Below are 14145 nucleotides of genomic sequence, written 5' to 3' on the forward strand. Positions count from 1 at the left end.
GGTATGGAGATTGAAGAGGTTGCGGCAAAAACTCCTGAAAAAATTATTAAAGTAGCTATAGATCCAACTATAGGTTTTCAAGGATTTCATGGAAGAAAACTTGCTTTTGGCCTTGGTCTTTCAAAAGAAGAGATTAAACCTTTTATCAAATTTGCCGAAGCACTTTATAAGGTTTATATGGATAAAGACGCAAACTTAATCGAAATAAACCCTCTTATAAAGACTGGTAGTGGAGAATTTTTGGCATTGGATGCGAAAATGGGCTTTGATGATAATGCTATATACAGACATCCAGATATTCATGAGATGAGAGATCTAAACGAAGAGGATCCGGTTGAGCTTGAAGCGGCTAAATATGGACTAAGTTACGTAAATCTTGATGGAAATGTCGGATGTATGGTAAACGGTGCTGGACTTGCAATGGCTACTATGGATATTATAAAACATGAAGGTGGTGAACCGGCAAACTTTTTAGACGTAGGCGGCGGCGCAAATCCAGATACGGTTGCAAAAGGATTTGAACTTATTTTACAAGATGAAAACGTAAAAAGTATTTTTGTAAATATTTTTGGCGGAATAGTAAGATGTGATCGTATAGCTAACGGTATATTACAAGCAACTAAGCAGGTTGAAGTAAATGTTCCCGTTATTGTTAGGCTTGATGGAACAAATGCCGACATAGCGGCGGATATTTTGAAAAACGCTGGTATAAAAAATATTATCACAGCTACAGATTTAGAAGATGGTGCTAAAAAGGCTGTTGCAGCTGCGAAAGGAGAACTATAATGAGTATATTGGTCAATAAAGATACAAAAGTAATAGTTCAAGGTTTTACAGGAAAAGAAGGAACATTTCATAGTGAACAGTGTATTGAGTATGGAACAAAAATTGTAGGTGGCGTAACTCCTGGAAAAGGAGGACAGACCCATCTTGATAGACCGGTTTTTAATACTGTAAAAGAAGCTGTCGAGGCAACAGGAGCTACTGTTAGTATGATTTTTGTTCCGCCAGCTTTTACTGCTGATGCGGTGATGGAAGCTGCTGATGCTGGTATAGATCTTGCTGTAATAATTACTGAAGGCGCTCCTGTTAAGGATATGATGTATGCAAAAATGTATGCGACTAAAAAAGGGATGAAAACGATTGGTCCTAACTGTCCTGGGATTATAACCGCAGAGGAGTGTAAAATAGGTATTATGCCAGGTTTTATTTTCAAAAAGGGAAATGTTGGATTGATTAGTAAATCTGGAACATTAACTTATGAAGCAAGTAATCAGGTGGTAAAAGAGGGACTTGGAATAACTACCGCGGTAGGAATAGGGGGAGATCCAATTATTGGTTTAAGCTATAAGCAGTTGCTTCCTATGTTTGAAGCCGATCCTGAAACTGAAGCAATAGTTATGATAGGCGAAATCGGCGGAACTTTGGAGATAGAAGCTGCTGAGTATATAAAAGAAAATATCACAAAACCTGTAATTGCTTTTATAGCCGGACAAACGGCTCCAAAAGGCAAAAGAATGGGACATGCCGGTGCAATTATTAGTGGTGGTCAAGGAACAGCTCAAGAGAAAATGGAAGCACTATCCGCAGCGGGCGTATATGTGGTTAAAAGTCCTGCAGATATCGGAAAGACGGTTGCAAAAGCCTTAAGTAAATGAAAAAGTCTTTTAAAGTTTTAAATATAAAATGCGAAGGTTGCGCAAACACGATAAAAAAAGCGCTTTTGGAGCATTTTAAAGATATAGATATCGATTTGACAAAAGAGCCCAAAATTGTAACAGTTGAGATTAAAAGTAGTGATGAAGAGGCGAAATTAAAAACTATTTTAAGAAGCCTTGGTTATCCTCTAATTGATGATAAATTATCTAAAGCTCAAGAGATTGGGCTAAAAACTAAAAGCGTAATCTCTTGTGCCGTTGGCAAATTTACTTTAATGTAAGGAGTGAAAATGGGTTTGATAAAAGCTCCGGAGAATACTCCGGTTTGGGTGGAAGAGAATAGATGTAAAGCGTGCGATTTGTGTGTTGCTTATTGTCCGGCCGGTGTTTTGGTTATGGTGCCAGAACCCAAAACTATACTGGGAACTATGGTAAAAGTTGCTTATCCAGACTCCTGTATAGGGTGTCAAGATTGTGAGCTTGAGTGTCCGGATTTTGCGATAATGGTGGCTGAAAGAAAAGAGTATAAATTTGCTAAACTCTCTCAAGAGGCAAAAGAGAGAGCTGAAGCTATTAAGAAAAATCATTTTATGGCTAGAGAAGAAGATCTAGCAGTTTTAAGTGCATAAGGAGTGGTAATGGCAAGAGAAATAATATCAAGTGGAAATGAACTTGCGGCAATGGCCGCTATTGATGCGGGATGTAACTTTTTTGGCGGATATCCCATTACTCCATCAAGTGAAATCGCTCACGAAATGAGTGTGAGACTTCCAAAGATTGGTGGAAAATTTATACAGATGGAAGATGAAATAGCAGGTATATGCGTTGCTCTTGGGGCAAGTATGAGCGGTGCAAAGGCTATGACCAATACTTCTGGTCCAGGGATGAGCCTAAAAGCTGAGCAGATCGGTCTAGGATTTATTGCAGAAGTTCCCTTGGTTATAACAAACGTTATGAGAGGAGGACCATCAACCGGACTTCCAACAAGGGTTCAGCAAGGCGATGTTAATATGGCAAAATATCCTACACACGGTGATTATAAATCCGTAACTTTTTGTGCCGGTAATCTAAGCGAATGTTATACAGAAGTAGTTAGAGCTTTTAATGTTGCAGAAGAGTTAATGACTCCTGTTATTGTGCTACTTGATGAGACTATAGGTCATATGGTAGGAAAGGCTGTATTACCGGACTTAGAAGAGGTAAAAGCAAATATAGTCAACAGAGCTCAGCCTGATCCAAATATTCCAAAAAATGAGTTTTTACCTTATGATGTGCCAAGCGATAAACCGGCTGTATTGCCTAAATTTTTCCAAGGATATCATTATCATATAACCGGTCTTCATCACGGACCTACAGGTTTCCCTACCGAAGATGCGGTTATGTGTCAAAATTTGATAGAAAGACTTCATAGAAAAATAGACGTAAGAAGAAAAGATCTTTTAGATAGCTATGAAGAGTATCTTTTAGATGACGCGGAATATCTTATAGTTTGTTACGGTTCGGTTTCTTTAGCCGCTAGAGAAGCGATCGATAGATTAAGAAGTGAGGGCAAAAAAATAGGTATGTTTAGACCTATTACTCTTTGGCCAAGTCCTGAGGAGAAAATAGCTGAACTTGGTGAAAGGTTTCCGGCAGAAAAAATTTTGATGCCAGAGCTTAATATGGGGCAATATATAGATGAAGTTGAAAGAGTTATGAAACAAAGGCCTGTTGCTTTAAATAAAGCAAACGGAAGACCGATAAGTCCTGCCGAAATTATAGAAAAATTAAAAGAGATGGGAATATAAGGAGTTAATAATGGCATTTAATTACGATCAATATTTAAGAACCGATAAGATGCCAACACTTTGGTGTTGGGGATGCGGTGATGGGATTATTTTAAAAGCTTTGATTAGAGCTATTGATAAGCTTGGATGGAATATGGACGATGTATGTGTAGTATCTGGAATCGGATGTAGCGGAAGATTTAGTTCATATATAGATTGTAATACTGTTCATACTACCCATGGAAGAACTATTGCTTACGCAACTGGTATAAAACTTGCAAATCCCGACAAACATGTTATATGCGTAGCGGGAGACGGTGATGGTTTAGCAATTGGTGGTAACCATACGATTCATGGATGTAGAAGAAATATAGATATCAATTTTATTTTAATAAACAATTTTATTTACGGTTTGACTAACTCTCAGGTTAGCCCGACTACTCCAAAAGGTATGTGGGCGGTTACTACACAATACGGAAATGTTGATCCTACTTTTGACGCTTGTGAACTTGCAAAAGGTGCCGGGGCGACTTTTATAGCAAGAGAGAGTGTAACGGATGCGAGAAAACTTGAAAAGATGTTTGTTAAAGGTTTATCTCATAAAGGATTTAGCTTTTTTGACGTTTTTAGTAACTGTCACGTAAACCTTGGTAGAAAAAATAAAATGGGTGAGGCTATTTTAACTCAGCAATGGATTGATAGTATAACAATGCCAAAAAATAAGTGGGAAAAACTTAGTGACGAAGAGAAGAAAACCTGCTTTCCAACTGGTATATTGTATCATGACGATACTCAAATGGAGTACTGTGATGCGTATGACTTGGTAATTGAAGCTGCTCAAAACAAAAAGAGGGTTGAACAGCCTATTCAAGTAAAAACAAGATAATAATTACTTTAATGACTCCCCTTATTGGGGACTCATAGTAGTTATTCAAAGAAATAACAAAACAAACTCAAAGGAAGTTGACTATGAGATATCAATTGAGATTTACAGGTGTTGGTGGACAAGGAGTTTTACTTGCTGGAGAGATTTTGGCAAGTGCTAAAATTAAGCTTGGAGGCTATGGAGTTAAGGCTGCAACGTATACTTCTCAGGTAAGAGGTGGACCAACTAAAGTTGATATTATATTGGATGATAACGAAATTTTATATCCTTACGCAAACGAAGGTGAGATAGATTTTATGTTATCTACGGCGCAAGTTAGTTACGATCAGTTTAAAAGCGGAGTAAAAGAGGGTGGAAGGATAGTAGTTGAGCCAAACTTAGTTACTCCATCAAACGAAGATATTCAAAAATGGGAAATATATGAAATTCCACTTATAACCATTGCAAAAGAGGAAGTTGGTAACGTTGTTACCCAATCTGTTGTTGCATTGGGTATAACTGTTGAGATGACAAAGTGCGTAGATAGAGATGTGGTTTTTGAAACTATGATTTCAAAAGTTCCTGCAAAAGTAGTTGATCTAAATAAAAAAGCTTTCGAACTTGGCGAAAAATATGCAAAAGAGGCACTTGAAAAAGGTCCATTAAAAGCTTAATAGATTGAGGAATTCGGAATTGGGAATTAGGAACTAGTAAAATTATAAAATTTAATTCCAAATTCCTATTTCCTAATTCCAATTTTGTTTACTTTCAGTTGATTTTGAGGTATAATATCATTTGGCATAGCAGACGGCTGCTGCGTTACGCAGAGGAAAGTCCGAGCTGCAATGAGGCAGGGTTCCACCTAACCGGTGGCCAGCGAAGCCCTTTTGGGATAAGCTGAGGGAAAGTGCAACAGAAAGTAAACCGCCGATGGTCCTTTTTGGACACAGGTAAGGGTGAAAGGGTGAGGTAAAAGCTCACCGCTTCCGTAGTAATACGGAAGGCACTGTAAACCCAACCTGCAGCAAGTTAGGCCAGGTTGACGCCTCATATTTAGAGCCTAACGCAAGAGCTTTATGGTGACATAAAGCCAAAGATAAATAGCCGTCCAAGACAGAACTCGGCTTATCGCTATGCCATAATTTTTTATAAAAAATTCAAATTAACTTTAGTAAAATATTATTAATTGTAAAAATTAAATTAATTTGTTAGGAAACTTATGTTTAAAAAAATATTTACATTACTTATTTTTTTATCAACTTTTTTATATTGCACTCAAATAAATGATCCATTACATGGATTTTCAATAGATATACCAGATGATTATAATATTAATGCTAATTCTAAAAATAATAAAATAATAATTATGCATCAAAATTATGATAAAGGCATATCAACATTCGTACAAAAAAATAATAAATCAAAAGACGATATATATTTATTAAAAATACTTTCGCTTCCTTTAAAAAAAAATTTCTACAAAAAAATAGATACAAATTTAATTATTGCAACTGCCAAAGTAAATTATAAAAACATAAGTCCTTTTTTTAATATATTTTTTATTACAGGAAATTGGATTAAGAAATAGATTAAAAATATATTAATTTTTATAAAAAAAGGCAAAAAATATAACTATATAACTTTTTTATTTTATGAAAACAAAGAAAAAAATATTAAAAAATTAAAACAGATATTATTTGCTTTGAAATTATTCAAACCAAAAATTAAATTTACTCAAAAAGAAATTTTTAGTTTACTAAATCCTTCACTTTCTGCATTTATATGGATATTTACCTAAAAATTTTAAAATATTACATACACTATGTTTATTTAGAATTGGTGAAATTCCCACAATTTTAAATAGCTTTACCAAATTCTATAATAGGGTCAATTATAGGAGTTTATAATCTTGCTTGGGGTAAAGATTTAGATTTAGCGATAAGTGTTTTGAATAGTTTAGAAGCAAATCCAAAGTGGGTTTTTAAAAATTTAGAAATTTTAAATATGGAAGCAAAAAAAGAGTTGGAACATAGAAACTGGTTATGGAGCGAGTTTAAAAAAACACAAAATTATATAAATAGACTTCATGAACAAAGTATAAAAGAAGAAGAAATTTTTCAAGAAGAAATGGCAAGAGCATTAACAAATATATTATCAGATTATACATATGCAAAAGATCCACAAACACAAGAGGTTTTTCATTTAAAAGATGAGTTTGAACAATATTGGAGAGATCAAGAAGGAAATATTATAGGATTCAGTGATAATATTGATGAAAAGTTTTTAGAAGCCAATGGTTTTAAAAAATTACATATAAGAATTGAAGGTTTTGGAAAGTGGTAATCTATTCCTTTTTTATTTTTAATTCGTTTTTAAAATGTATATCCATTTGTGGGAATGGTATTTCAATATTATGCTTATAAAGTGTATTGTAAATAAGCTCTAAAAATTCCGATTTGGTTCTTCTTGGTTTTAGAGTTTTTTCACCTCTAACCCATACATACAATTCAAAATCCACACTGCTGTTTCCCATTTGTGTCATGACAACTAAAGGTTTTTTGAAAGGGTCTTTTCGTATAAAATCTATATCACTTTGAAAAAGGGCTTCTATAATAGATTTTTTAACTTTTTGAATATCTGTTCCGTAGGCAACGCTAAAAGGTATTCTTAATCTTCTAACATCTGATGTTAGGGTCCAATTGATCACATTGTTTTGTATGAATGTTTGGTTTGGTATGATGATATCTATATTATCATTTGTAGTGATTGTAGTTGAACGCATGCTTATATCGCTAACAACACCTTTTAACTCCTCATTTATCTCAATAAAATCTCCTATTTTTATACTTTTTTCAAACATTAAAATAATACCCGATATAAAATTGGAAACGATATTTTGTAGACCAAAGCCGATACCAACAGATAATGCACCGGCAATTAAAGTTAAAGAGGTGAAATCTATTCCTATGGCTTTTAATGCAATAAAAAAGGATAAAATAATTATAAAATAATAACCAAGATTGCTAAGAAGAGTCCTGCTAGATTGCGTAAGATTTACCAATCTTTGACTTAGCTTTTTAATATATCTTCTATAAAGGTTTCCTATAGTTATACCGATTATAAAAATTAATAAAGCTCTAAATATATCTAAAAAATCTATATTTTTTTCATTGATACTAAATAGTGGTTTTTTTAGATATGACCAAATATATTTTGCAAAATCGATTATTGATTTTTTTGTTTGTATTACTAAAACTTTTGTTTTTCCAAATCTAATTTTTGTATATTTATCAAAAATATATAAAAAAGAATTTGTATAAAAATTGTCTATTTCAGCAATTGAGGCAATATACCACTCTATTTTATTTTTATATTTAAAAGCTTTTTTATCTTTATATTTAGCCTCTTTAAAAAATAGATACAGATAGCTTTTAATTATATCTTTAACGATTTGAACTCTTTTTTTATCCAATATTTTTAACGATTTTTCAACTTTTTTTAATCTCTCTTTTTTATCTAAAAGATTCAATCTTTCATATTCAAGTTTATACTCTTGTATTTTTGTTTTTAGCTCTTTAAACTCTTTTTCTTTTTTTTCTATATCTTTTTTTATATCAATTTTTCCAAAAACAATCTCATCAATGTTTTTGGATAATTTTTTTATCCATTTATCTATATTTTTTTCTATATATTGAGTGATATTTAATAACTCTTTGTATGTTTTATAATAAAAAGCATATTGTAGTTGTAAAGTAAGAAATTTCTTATCTTTTTTCTCAATCTGCTTTAATGTAGATTTTATAATATTTAATTTTTTTTCTTTTTCTCTTAAATCTTCTAATTTTTTCAAATAATCGGTATAAATTTCAATAATCTTTAAAAATTGATCTATATACTCTTTTGGATCTTTTGCTTTTTTAAATAAAAATCTTTTTTCCTCTTTTTTATATTTTGTTATATTTATTAGTTTATATAAGAGGGATTCTTGAAGTTTTATTTCTGAGCTATTTTGATCTTGGGATTTTATTTTTAAAAGCAGAGATTCATAAATTTTAGGGTTATTGGTTGTTGCGATAGTTTTATTTATATCCGCACTATATGAATATAAAATAATTAAAAAAAGAAAAAATATCTTTTTCATAGAAACCTTTTATAAAAAAATTTATCTAATTTATTATATCATTAAAGTTGAGTATAAAAAAAGGATTAAGATGGTTAAATTTAACTACTTTTTTATAAAAGCGATAAAAGATGTTTTAAGTATTGAGACGATAAAACTTGCCTTAATAACCGGCATTCCTATTTTTTTTCTATGGCTTGGTATTGGCTGGGCTTTATGGGATATTGTGGTAGCCTATACTTCAAAAATAATAACATGGATACCTTTTTCTATCATTAGGGCTAACGGAGCATTTGTTATAGCTTTTTTTATTTGGTTTTTAGCCGGCATGGTTACGTATGCGTTTATAGTAGGGCTTTTTAATCTATTTTTTTATAAAAATGTTGAAAGCAGATTTTTTGAATTTTTAAATATATTTTTGATAATGCTTATATCGATATTTTGGGCTTTAGTCATAATATTTAAATGGAATAGCATATATTTTGGTATTCAAAAACTTTTAACTTGGCTTCCTTTTGAAACAGTAGATCAGGGAGTCGCATACCTTTTGGCGATATATATTTTTTATAACTTTTTTGTTATAACCCACTATTTAACGGTATTTATATTTAAAGAGCCGTATCTAACTACCTTAAAAGAGATTCATTATCCAGATATTTCAATTTTATCTCATATTAAATCCTCAAAGGCCTATACTATTTTATTAAGGGATGGGCTTTTTTTTATTATTTTTTTAATTGCCGCAGTTCCAGTTCTTTTTGTTCCTGTGGCAAATTTTTTAATAGTTTTGTTTTTATGGACATGGTTATACAAAGAATCGGCGTTTTTAGGGGTTTGTGCTCTTTTTTGTGCAGATTATGAGTATGAGGAGTTAAAAGAACATAGAGTATTTATATATATTATCGCTTTTGTTGCCTCTTTGTTAAATCTTATTCCTATTATTTCAATTTTTACCCCTTTTTTCATTTTGACTTTATATTTTCATTGGATTGTTCATTTTAAAAGAATGAGAAGCTAACTCTCCTCATTCTTACAATTTTCGCATAAACCATACATATTTAGTTCATGGGTAATCAGTTTAAAGCCGTGCTCTTTAGCAATCTTTTCTTGTAATTTTTCCAGCTCTTCATCAAAAAACTCTATTATTTTATTACAATTAAGACATATCATATGATCATGATGATGTCCTCTATTTAGCTCATATTTTTTACCTTCAACTCCAAAAGATATGGAGTTTACAAGTCCTTCTTTTTCCAAAAAAGAGAGAGCTCTATATACGGTAGCCAGCCCTATATTGCTATTTATTTTTTTTACTTCGTTGTATATCTCTTCTGGTGTTAAATGTTTTTTAGAATTGTATAAAACTTTTAAAATATCCTCTCTTTGGGTAGAGTATTTAAGACCTTTAGATTTTACAATCTCTTTTAACTTTTCTTTATACTCTTGAAAATTTTCTCTCATAACTTACCTTTTAACAAGTATATAAAGGATCCGCATAAAGTTTTTCTAAAGGTATATCGGTTCCATCCTCACATTTTCCGTAAGTTCCGTTTTTGATTTTTATGAGAGCTTTATTGATCTCTTTAAGCTCCTCTTCGAGTCTTTTTATAAGAGCCTGATCGTCTTTATCCATATTTTCTAAAGCAACCATATCTTCCATATCGTCTATAGCGTCATCTGCGATTAAGCTTTCAACCTCTTCTCTTAAATTTTCAAGCTCTTTTTCTACCTTTTCTTTTCTTTTTAAGAGTATTTCCTCAAACTCTTTTAACTGTTCATTTGTCATATAAAACTCCTTTAGATAATATTTCATTTGTTATAATACCACAAAAAAACAGAGGAGAGATATGTATCTATATACTTCAGAGTCGGTTTCGCCGGGACATCCCGATAAATGTGCCGATATTATTGCGGATAAGATAGTTGATGAACTTTTAAAAATCGATAAAAATGCAAGAGTCGCCACAGAAGTTTTTGTAGTAGGAAAAAATATAATAATAGGTGGAGAAGTAAAAGTATCTAAAAATATAGAAAAAGAGTTTTATATAAAATGTGCAAAAGATGCTTTGGATTTTATAGGGTATCCAGAAAGAGGATTTACAAACTCTCAAACAATATATCCAGATGAACTAAATTATGAAGTTTATGTAAGTAGGCAATCTCCAGATATAAGTATCGGAGTGGATAAAGAGGGAGAGATTGGTGCTGGCGATCAGGGGATGATGATAGGTTTTGCTACGGATGAGACTAAAAATTATATGCCGATGGCTTTAGAAATGGCAAGAGAGATAAGAGATATTTTATATTATAACGCTAAAAATAATCCCCTTATATTTGGAGTAGATTTAAAAACCGAGATAGTATTGGATTATGAAAATAGGGATAATTTTGAAAAAAATAGTCCAAAAAGAGTAGATAAGATTATTGTCGCTCAGTCCCATAGTGAGGATTTTAGCGAAGAAGATATAAAAAAAGCTATAAAAGAAAAAATACTAAATAACATCTCTTTTAAAAATATGATAGATGATAAGACAGAGTTTATTATAAATGGAACGGGAAAATTTGTGATTCACGGTCCAATAGCAGATTCTGGACTTACAGGTAGAAAAGTGGTTGCAGATACTTACGGAGCTTATGCTCCAATAGGTGGGGGAGCACAAAGTAGTAAAGATTATACAAAAGTTGATAGAAGCGGATTGTATGCGGCAAGATGGCTTGCTAAACATATAGTTGCGGCGGGTCTTGCTAAAAAAGCTTTGGTTGAGATATCTTATGTTATAGGAAGAGCAAAGCCTCTTTGTGTGACGGTAAATACGTTAAATAGCTCAAAAACCTCATTAAAAGATGAGGAACTCTCAAATATAATAAGAGATAAATTTCCTTTAACTCCCTTATGGATAACCAAAAAGTTTGGATTGGATGAGCCTTTAAAACATGGATTTACCTATGTTAAAACGGCGGCTTTTGGACAGGTGGGACTCAAAGAGTATCCTTGGGAGAGACTTGATGAGATAGAGTGGTTTAAGACTCTTGCATAATTTTTCTAAGCTCATTCCCGTCAATAATCTCTTTTTTGATTAACTCTTGTGCCACCTTTTCTATCTTTTCCCAATATTTATCTACAAGAAGCTCGGTTTTTGCCGTAGCTTCTTGTATCCATTTTGAGATTCTCTCTTCAAGTTTTTCTTTAAAAAGTGTTTTACTTACATTTTGATTTAATGTATCAATATGAACAAATCCAATCTCTTCATCCATTCCAAAGTTTGCAATTGCGTTATATATCTCCCAAGTAGCCTGTTCAAGATCTTGTGCTGCTCCTGTGTCTATCCCTTCTTGAGGAAATTTTTTTAGTTTGGCGATTCTTCCAGCTAACGCTACGCATATGTCGTTAAACAGTTCCTCTTTTGATATATTTGTAATAAATTCTTGATCTGTGTATGAGACAAAGCCCAAAGCTTCGGCTCTTGGAGTTATAGTAACCTGTTCGATCTTGATATCGGGAAGTAAAATATATGAGATCACTGCATGACCTGCTTCATGATATGCGGTTTTGCGAAGATCTTTTTCAAAATTTGCTATTCTTTTTTTCTCAAGTTTATATCCATATTTTATATTGTTTATCTGTTCAATCAATATATCTTCTGTTATATATTTTAATTTTTTTCTAATGACATATAAAGCTGCTTCTTTGCCTACTCTTTGCATCTCATATCCACTCATTCCAGACATATATCTTGCAACCCTATCTATATCGATTTTACCGTCATTTGGTTTTTGCAATATTTTTTTAATAAAAAATTTTCTTGCTTCCATATCTAGCTCTGGGACTTCAACAAATATATCTATTCTACCGGGAGCTATTAGATTTTTATTGATCTCCTCTTTATTTATAGCTGTGGCTATCGTAAAAACAAACTCTTCGGGATTTTGAAGCAAAGAGTCAATCTCATTGATTAAAGCCTCAACTGGCATTGTTGTATAGACTCCTTCGATCAGCCCTTTTGTGTCTATTTCGTCCAAAAATATGATAGCCGGAGCAAACTCTTTTGCTTTTTGATAAGCGGCTTTTATAAGAGCCTCATCAAAAAGATCGCTTCCTGTTAAATAGATATAAGGAAGGTTTGCTTCTTTGGCAAAAGCCAAAGCAAGAAGTGTTTTTCCTACGCCTTTTGGTCCATATAGCAGCATGCCTTTTGGCATATCAATTGAGAATTTTTTTATTAGCTCTGGATGTTTTAAAACTTCAATTATCTCTTTTAAACTTTTTTTTACGTTTTTTTGTCCGGCAACATCATCAAATGTTATATTTGAATATAAAAGTGCCGGTTTTTCATATGGAGAGATATATGAAGGAAGTTTTGTTTTGTGTGCGTTATCTACCGTTATTATTAAAATATCGTTTTGATATTTTGATCTAAAATCAAGATCAACGGTTTCATTTCTTTTAATTAGCTCTTTTGTAAAAAGTTCTTCATTTTTTATATTTTTTAGAAAATTTTCAGCTTCTAAACCTATATGAAACTCTATTTTTTTGGGTATTTTTTTATCGCTAATAAATCTATTTATTATATCAAGCAAGAAATCTGGGAGTTTTTTGTGTATTCTTCTTGCGTTTATATAGGGCGAAAAAGAGTAGACAAGAAGTTTTATAAAATCTGTTTTATTTTTTATATCTACTTTTATGTCACTCTTTTTTTCAAATATATCGATGCTCTCTTTTAAAGATTTTTGAGCGATTTTTTTAATTGCCGTGATTGTTAAAGGTTTAAAAAGTATAATGTAATTTTGAACGATTGTTGATAAAAGTTCCGGATCTATTGCGCTTTCTACAACGTCGTATATAACTTTTTTCTCTTTTGATATATGTTCTATTATTTTTGCTTCGGCTTTTATTTTATCTTTTTTATAAAACTGTAAAAAATCTTTTCTTTTAATGTAACTTGAGCCCAAAGTTGAGGTAAAAATTATTAAAACATTACTAAAATCGACTCCACTCTCTTCAAAAGGTGATTTTATATAGTTTAAAATAGATAATTGAATAACATTGTCTGCTTTATCGATATCTTTAAAAACTACTATCGATTTTGGATATTTTTTTACAAAATTTGTTAAACTTCCATATTCACCGATAAGTTTTTTTTGATCATTTGGGTCGGTAAATTCTGCCATATCAAAAACTTTAATATTTTCAAACTCACTGCTTTCTTTGGCTAATAGTGTAGCAAGATATACTTTTCCGCTGTTATGGGGACCTAAAAAGGTAAAAATAGCTTTAAAATTCTCTTTTATCGGAGAAAATTTTATATGAATCAAAGCATCTACTACTTCATCTATCGCTTCATTTTGTCCAAAAATCTTCTCTTTTAGTTTTTTCTTAAGTTTTTGAGCTTCACTAAATATAGTTTTATTTTCCATACTTATCCTAAATATTTTTTTTCTATTATTATAGTAAAATATCAACTAAAAAGTGCGGAGATTAAATGAAAAAGATATACTTTCTTTTTTTATCTATTATTTTATGGGCAAATGAACACATGGCCAAAATCGAACCTTTTGAAATCTACTCAATAAAAGCCGATGTTGGGGCAAAAGTGGTAAAAAGTAGACTTGAGTTAGAAGCTAAAGTTGTAGAAAATGAGCAGGTTATAGCTTTAGATAGCTATATCGATAAAAAAAGCTTAAAAAATTTAGAAAGCAAGCTGAAAAATTTAAAAAATATGCTAATTGTCGAAAAAG

15 protein-coding genes, 1 other RNA gene and 1 pseudogene are annotated in these 14145 nt (G+C 31.6%); 13 read left to right on the forward strand and 4 right to left on the reverse strand.

The features are described 5' to 3' along the window. The 10 genes from sucC to AC30RD_RS02280 all read left to right on the forward strand — a co-directional run. A partial coding sequence (gene sucC / locus AC30RD_RS02235; protein WP_489492546.1) for an ADP-forming succinate--CoA ligase subunit beta occupies window positions 1-786 on the forward strand: 786 nt, incomplete at its 5' end. Further along, window positions 786-1658, forward strand: coding sequence for a succinate--CoA ligase subunit alpha (gene sucD / locus AC30RD_RS02240; protein WP_489492547.1), 873 nt, complete (start codon window positions 786-788; stop codon window positions 1656-1658). The genes sucC and sucD, both read left to right, overlap by 1 nt. Beyond that, the gene (locus tag AC30RD_RS02245; protein WP_489492548.1) at window positions 1655-1939 is read left to right on the forward strand and encodes a heavy-metal-associated domain-containing protein; all 285 of its coding nucleotides are present in this window, start codon (window positions 1655-1657) and stop codon (window positions 1937-1939) included. The genes sucD and AC30RD_RS02245 overlap by 4 nt, the downstream gene beginning before the upstream one ends. Before the next feature lie 9 nt (window positions 1940-1948). Further along, the gene (locus AC30RD_RS02250; RefSeq protein ID WP_489492549.1) at window positions 1949-2287 is read left to right on the forward strand and encodes a 4Fe-4S dicluster domain-containing protein; all 339 of its coding nucleotides are present in this window, start codon (window positions 1949-1951) and stop codon (window positions 2285-2287) included. Between the two features lie 9 nt (window positions 2288-2296). After that, entirely contained in the window at window positions 2297-3445 is a 1149-nt protein-coding gene (locus AC30RD_RS02255) for a 2-oxoglutarate synthase subunit alpha (protein ID WP_489492550.1), read from the forward strand. A gap of 10 nt (window positions 3446-3455) precedes the next feature. Next, window positions 3456-4310, forward strand: a complete 855-nt coding sequence (locus AC30RD_RS02260) for a 2-oxoglutarate ferredoxin oxidoreductase subunit beta (protein WP_489492551.1) — start codon at window positions 3456-3458, stop codon at window positions 4308-4310. A gap of 83 nt (window positions 4311-4393) precedes the next feature. Continuing rightward, window positions 4394-4963: a 2-oxoglutarate:acceptor oxidoreductase subunit OorC gene (locus AC30RD_RS02265; RefSeq protein ID WP_489492552.1), complete on the forward strand. Its 570-nt coding sequence runs from the start codon at window positions 4394-4396 to the stop codon at window positions 4961-4963. Between the two features lie 121 nt (window positions 4964-5084). Then, window positions 5085-5433: RNase P RNA component class A (gene rnpB / locus AC30RD_RS02270), an RNA gene on the forward strand. 75 nt (window positions 5434-5508) lie between these two features. Further along, a complete protein-coding gene (locus tag AC30RD_RS02275; protein WP_489492553.1) occupies window positions 5509-5877 on the forward strand; it encodes a hypothetical protein in 369 nt (122 codons plus the stop codon). 359 nt (window positions 5878-6236) lie between these two features. After that, a complete protein-coding gene (locus AC30RD_RS02280) occupies window positions 6237-6632 on the forward strand; it encodes a hypothetical protein (RefSeq protein WP_489492554.1) in 396 nt (131 codons plus the stop codon). A gap of 1 nt (window position 6633) precedes the next feature. On the opposite strand, the gene AC30RD_RS02285 is transcribed toward AC30RD_RS02280, so the two are convergent. Continuing rightward, a complete protein-coding gene (locus AC30RD_RS02285; RefSeq protein ID WP_489492555.1) occupies window positions 6634-8430 on the reverse strand; it encodes a mechanosensitive ion channel family protein in 1797 nt (598 codons plus the stop codon). A 70-nt stretch (window positions 8431-8500) separates the two neighbouring features. On the opposite strand from AC30RD_RS02285, the gene AC30RD_RS02290 reads away from it, so the two are divergent. After that, window positions 8501-9427, forward strand: a complete 927-nt coding sequence (locus AC30RD_RS02290; protein WP_489492557.1) for an EI24 domain-containing protein — start codon at window positions 8501-8503, stop codon at window positions 9425-9427. Here the strand turns inward: AC30RD_RS02290 and AC30RD_RS02295 are convergent. Beyond that, the gene (locus tag AC30RD_RS02295) at window positions 9424-9870 is read right to left on the reverse strand and encodes a Fur family transcriptional regulator (protein WP_489492558.1); all 447 of its coding nucleotides are present in this window, start codon (window positions 9868-9870) and stop codon (window positions 9424-9426) included. The genes AC30RD_RS02290 and AC30RD_RS02295 overlap by 4 nt on opposite strands. A gap of 10 nt (window positions 9871-9880) precedes the next feature. Continuing rightward, window positions 9881-10195: a TraR/DksA family transcriptional regulator gene (locus AC30RD_RS02300; protein WP_489492560.1), complete on the reverse strand. Its 315-nt coding sequence runs from the start codon at window positions 10193-10195 to the stop codon at window positions 9881-9883. A gap of 61 nt (window positions 10196-10256) precedes the next feature. Between AC30RD_RS02300 and metK the strand changes: the two genes are divergently transcribed. Beyond that, entirely contained in the window at window positions 10257-11447 is a 1191-nt protein-coding gene (gene metK / locus AC30RD_RS02305; protein ID WP_489492561.1) for a methionine adenosyltransferase, read from the forward strand. Here metK and AC30RD_RS02310 read toward each other — a convergent pair. Next, window positions 11431-13824: an AAA family ATPase gene (locus AC30RD_RS02310; protein ID WP_489492562.1), complete on the reverse strand. Its 2394-nt coding sequence runs from the start codon at window positions 13822-13824 to the stop codon at window positions 11431-11433. The two genes, metK and AC30RD_RS02310, sit on opposite strands and share 17 nt — an antisense overlap. A gap of 65 nt (window positions 13825-13889) precedes the next feature. Between AC30RD_RS02310 and AC30RD_RS02315 the strand changes: the two are divergent. Continuing rightward, a pseudogene (locus AC30RD_RS02315) lies at window positions 13890-14145 on the forward strand (hypothetical protein); the annotation flags it as partial.

The sequence above is a fragment of the Nitrosophilus sp. genome, assembly GCF_982775275.1.

Coding starts and splice junctions, on each gene's coding strand:
- sucD (WP_489492547.1), top strand. CDS start 786: ATGAGTATATTGGTCAATAAAGATACAAAAGTAATAGTTCAAGGTTTT.
- AC30RD_RS02245 (WP_489492548.1), top strand. CDS start 1,655: ATGAAAAAGTCTTTTAAAGTTTTAAATATAAAATGCGAAGGTTGCGCA.
- AC30RD_RS02250 (WP_489492549.1), top strand. CDS start 1,949: ATGGGTTTGATAAAAGCTCCGGAGAATACTCCGGTTTGGGTGGAAGAG.
- AC30RD_RS02255 (WP_489492550.1), top strand. CDS start 2,297: ATGGCAAGAGAAATAATATCAAGTGGAAATGAACTTGCGGCAATGGCC.
- AC30RD_RS02260 (WP_489492551.1), top strand. CDS start 3,456: ATGGCATTTAATTACGATCAATATTTAAGAACCGATAAGATGCCAACA.
- AC30RD_RS02265 (WP_489492552.1), top strand. CDS start 4,394: ATGAGATATCAATTGAGATTTACAGGTGTTGGTGGACAAGGAGTTTTA.
- AC30RD_RS02275 (WP_489492553.1), top strand. CDS start 5,509: ATGTTTAAAAAAATATTTACATTACTTATTTTTTTATCAACTTTTTTA.
- AC30RD_RS02285 (WP_489492555.1), bottom strand. CDS start 8,430: ATGAAAAAGATATTTTTTCTTTTTTTAATTATTTTATATTCATATAGT.
- AC30RD_RS02290 (WP_489492557.1), top strand. CDS start 8,501: ATGGTTAAATTTAACTACTTTTTTATAAAAGCGATAAAAGATGTTTTA.
- AC30RD_RS02295 (WP_489492558.1), bottom strand. CDS start 9,870: ATGAGAGAAAATTTTCAAGAGTATAAAGAAAAGTTAAAAGAGATTGTA.
- AC30RD_RS02300 (WP_489492560.1), bottom strand. CDS start 10,195: ATGACAAATGAACAGTTAAAAGAGTTTGAGGAAATACTCTTAAAAAGA.
- metK (WP_489492561.1), top strand. CDS start 10,257: ATGTATCTATATACTTCAGAGTCGGTTTCGCCGGGACATCCCGATAAA.
- AC30RD_RS02310 (WP_489492562.1), bottom strand. CDS start 13,824: ATGGAAAATAAAACTATATTTAGTGAAGCTCAAAAACTTAAGAAAAAA.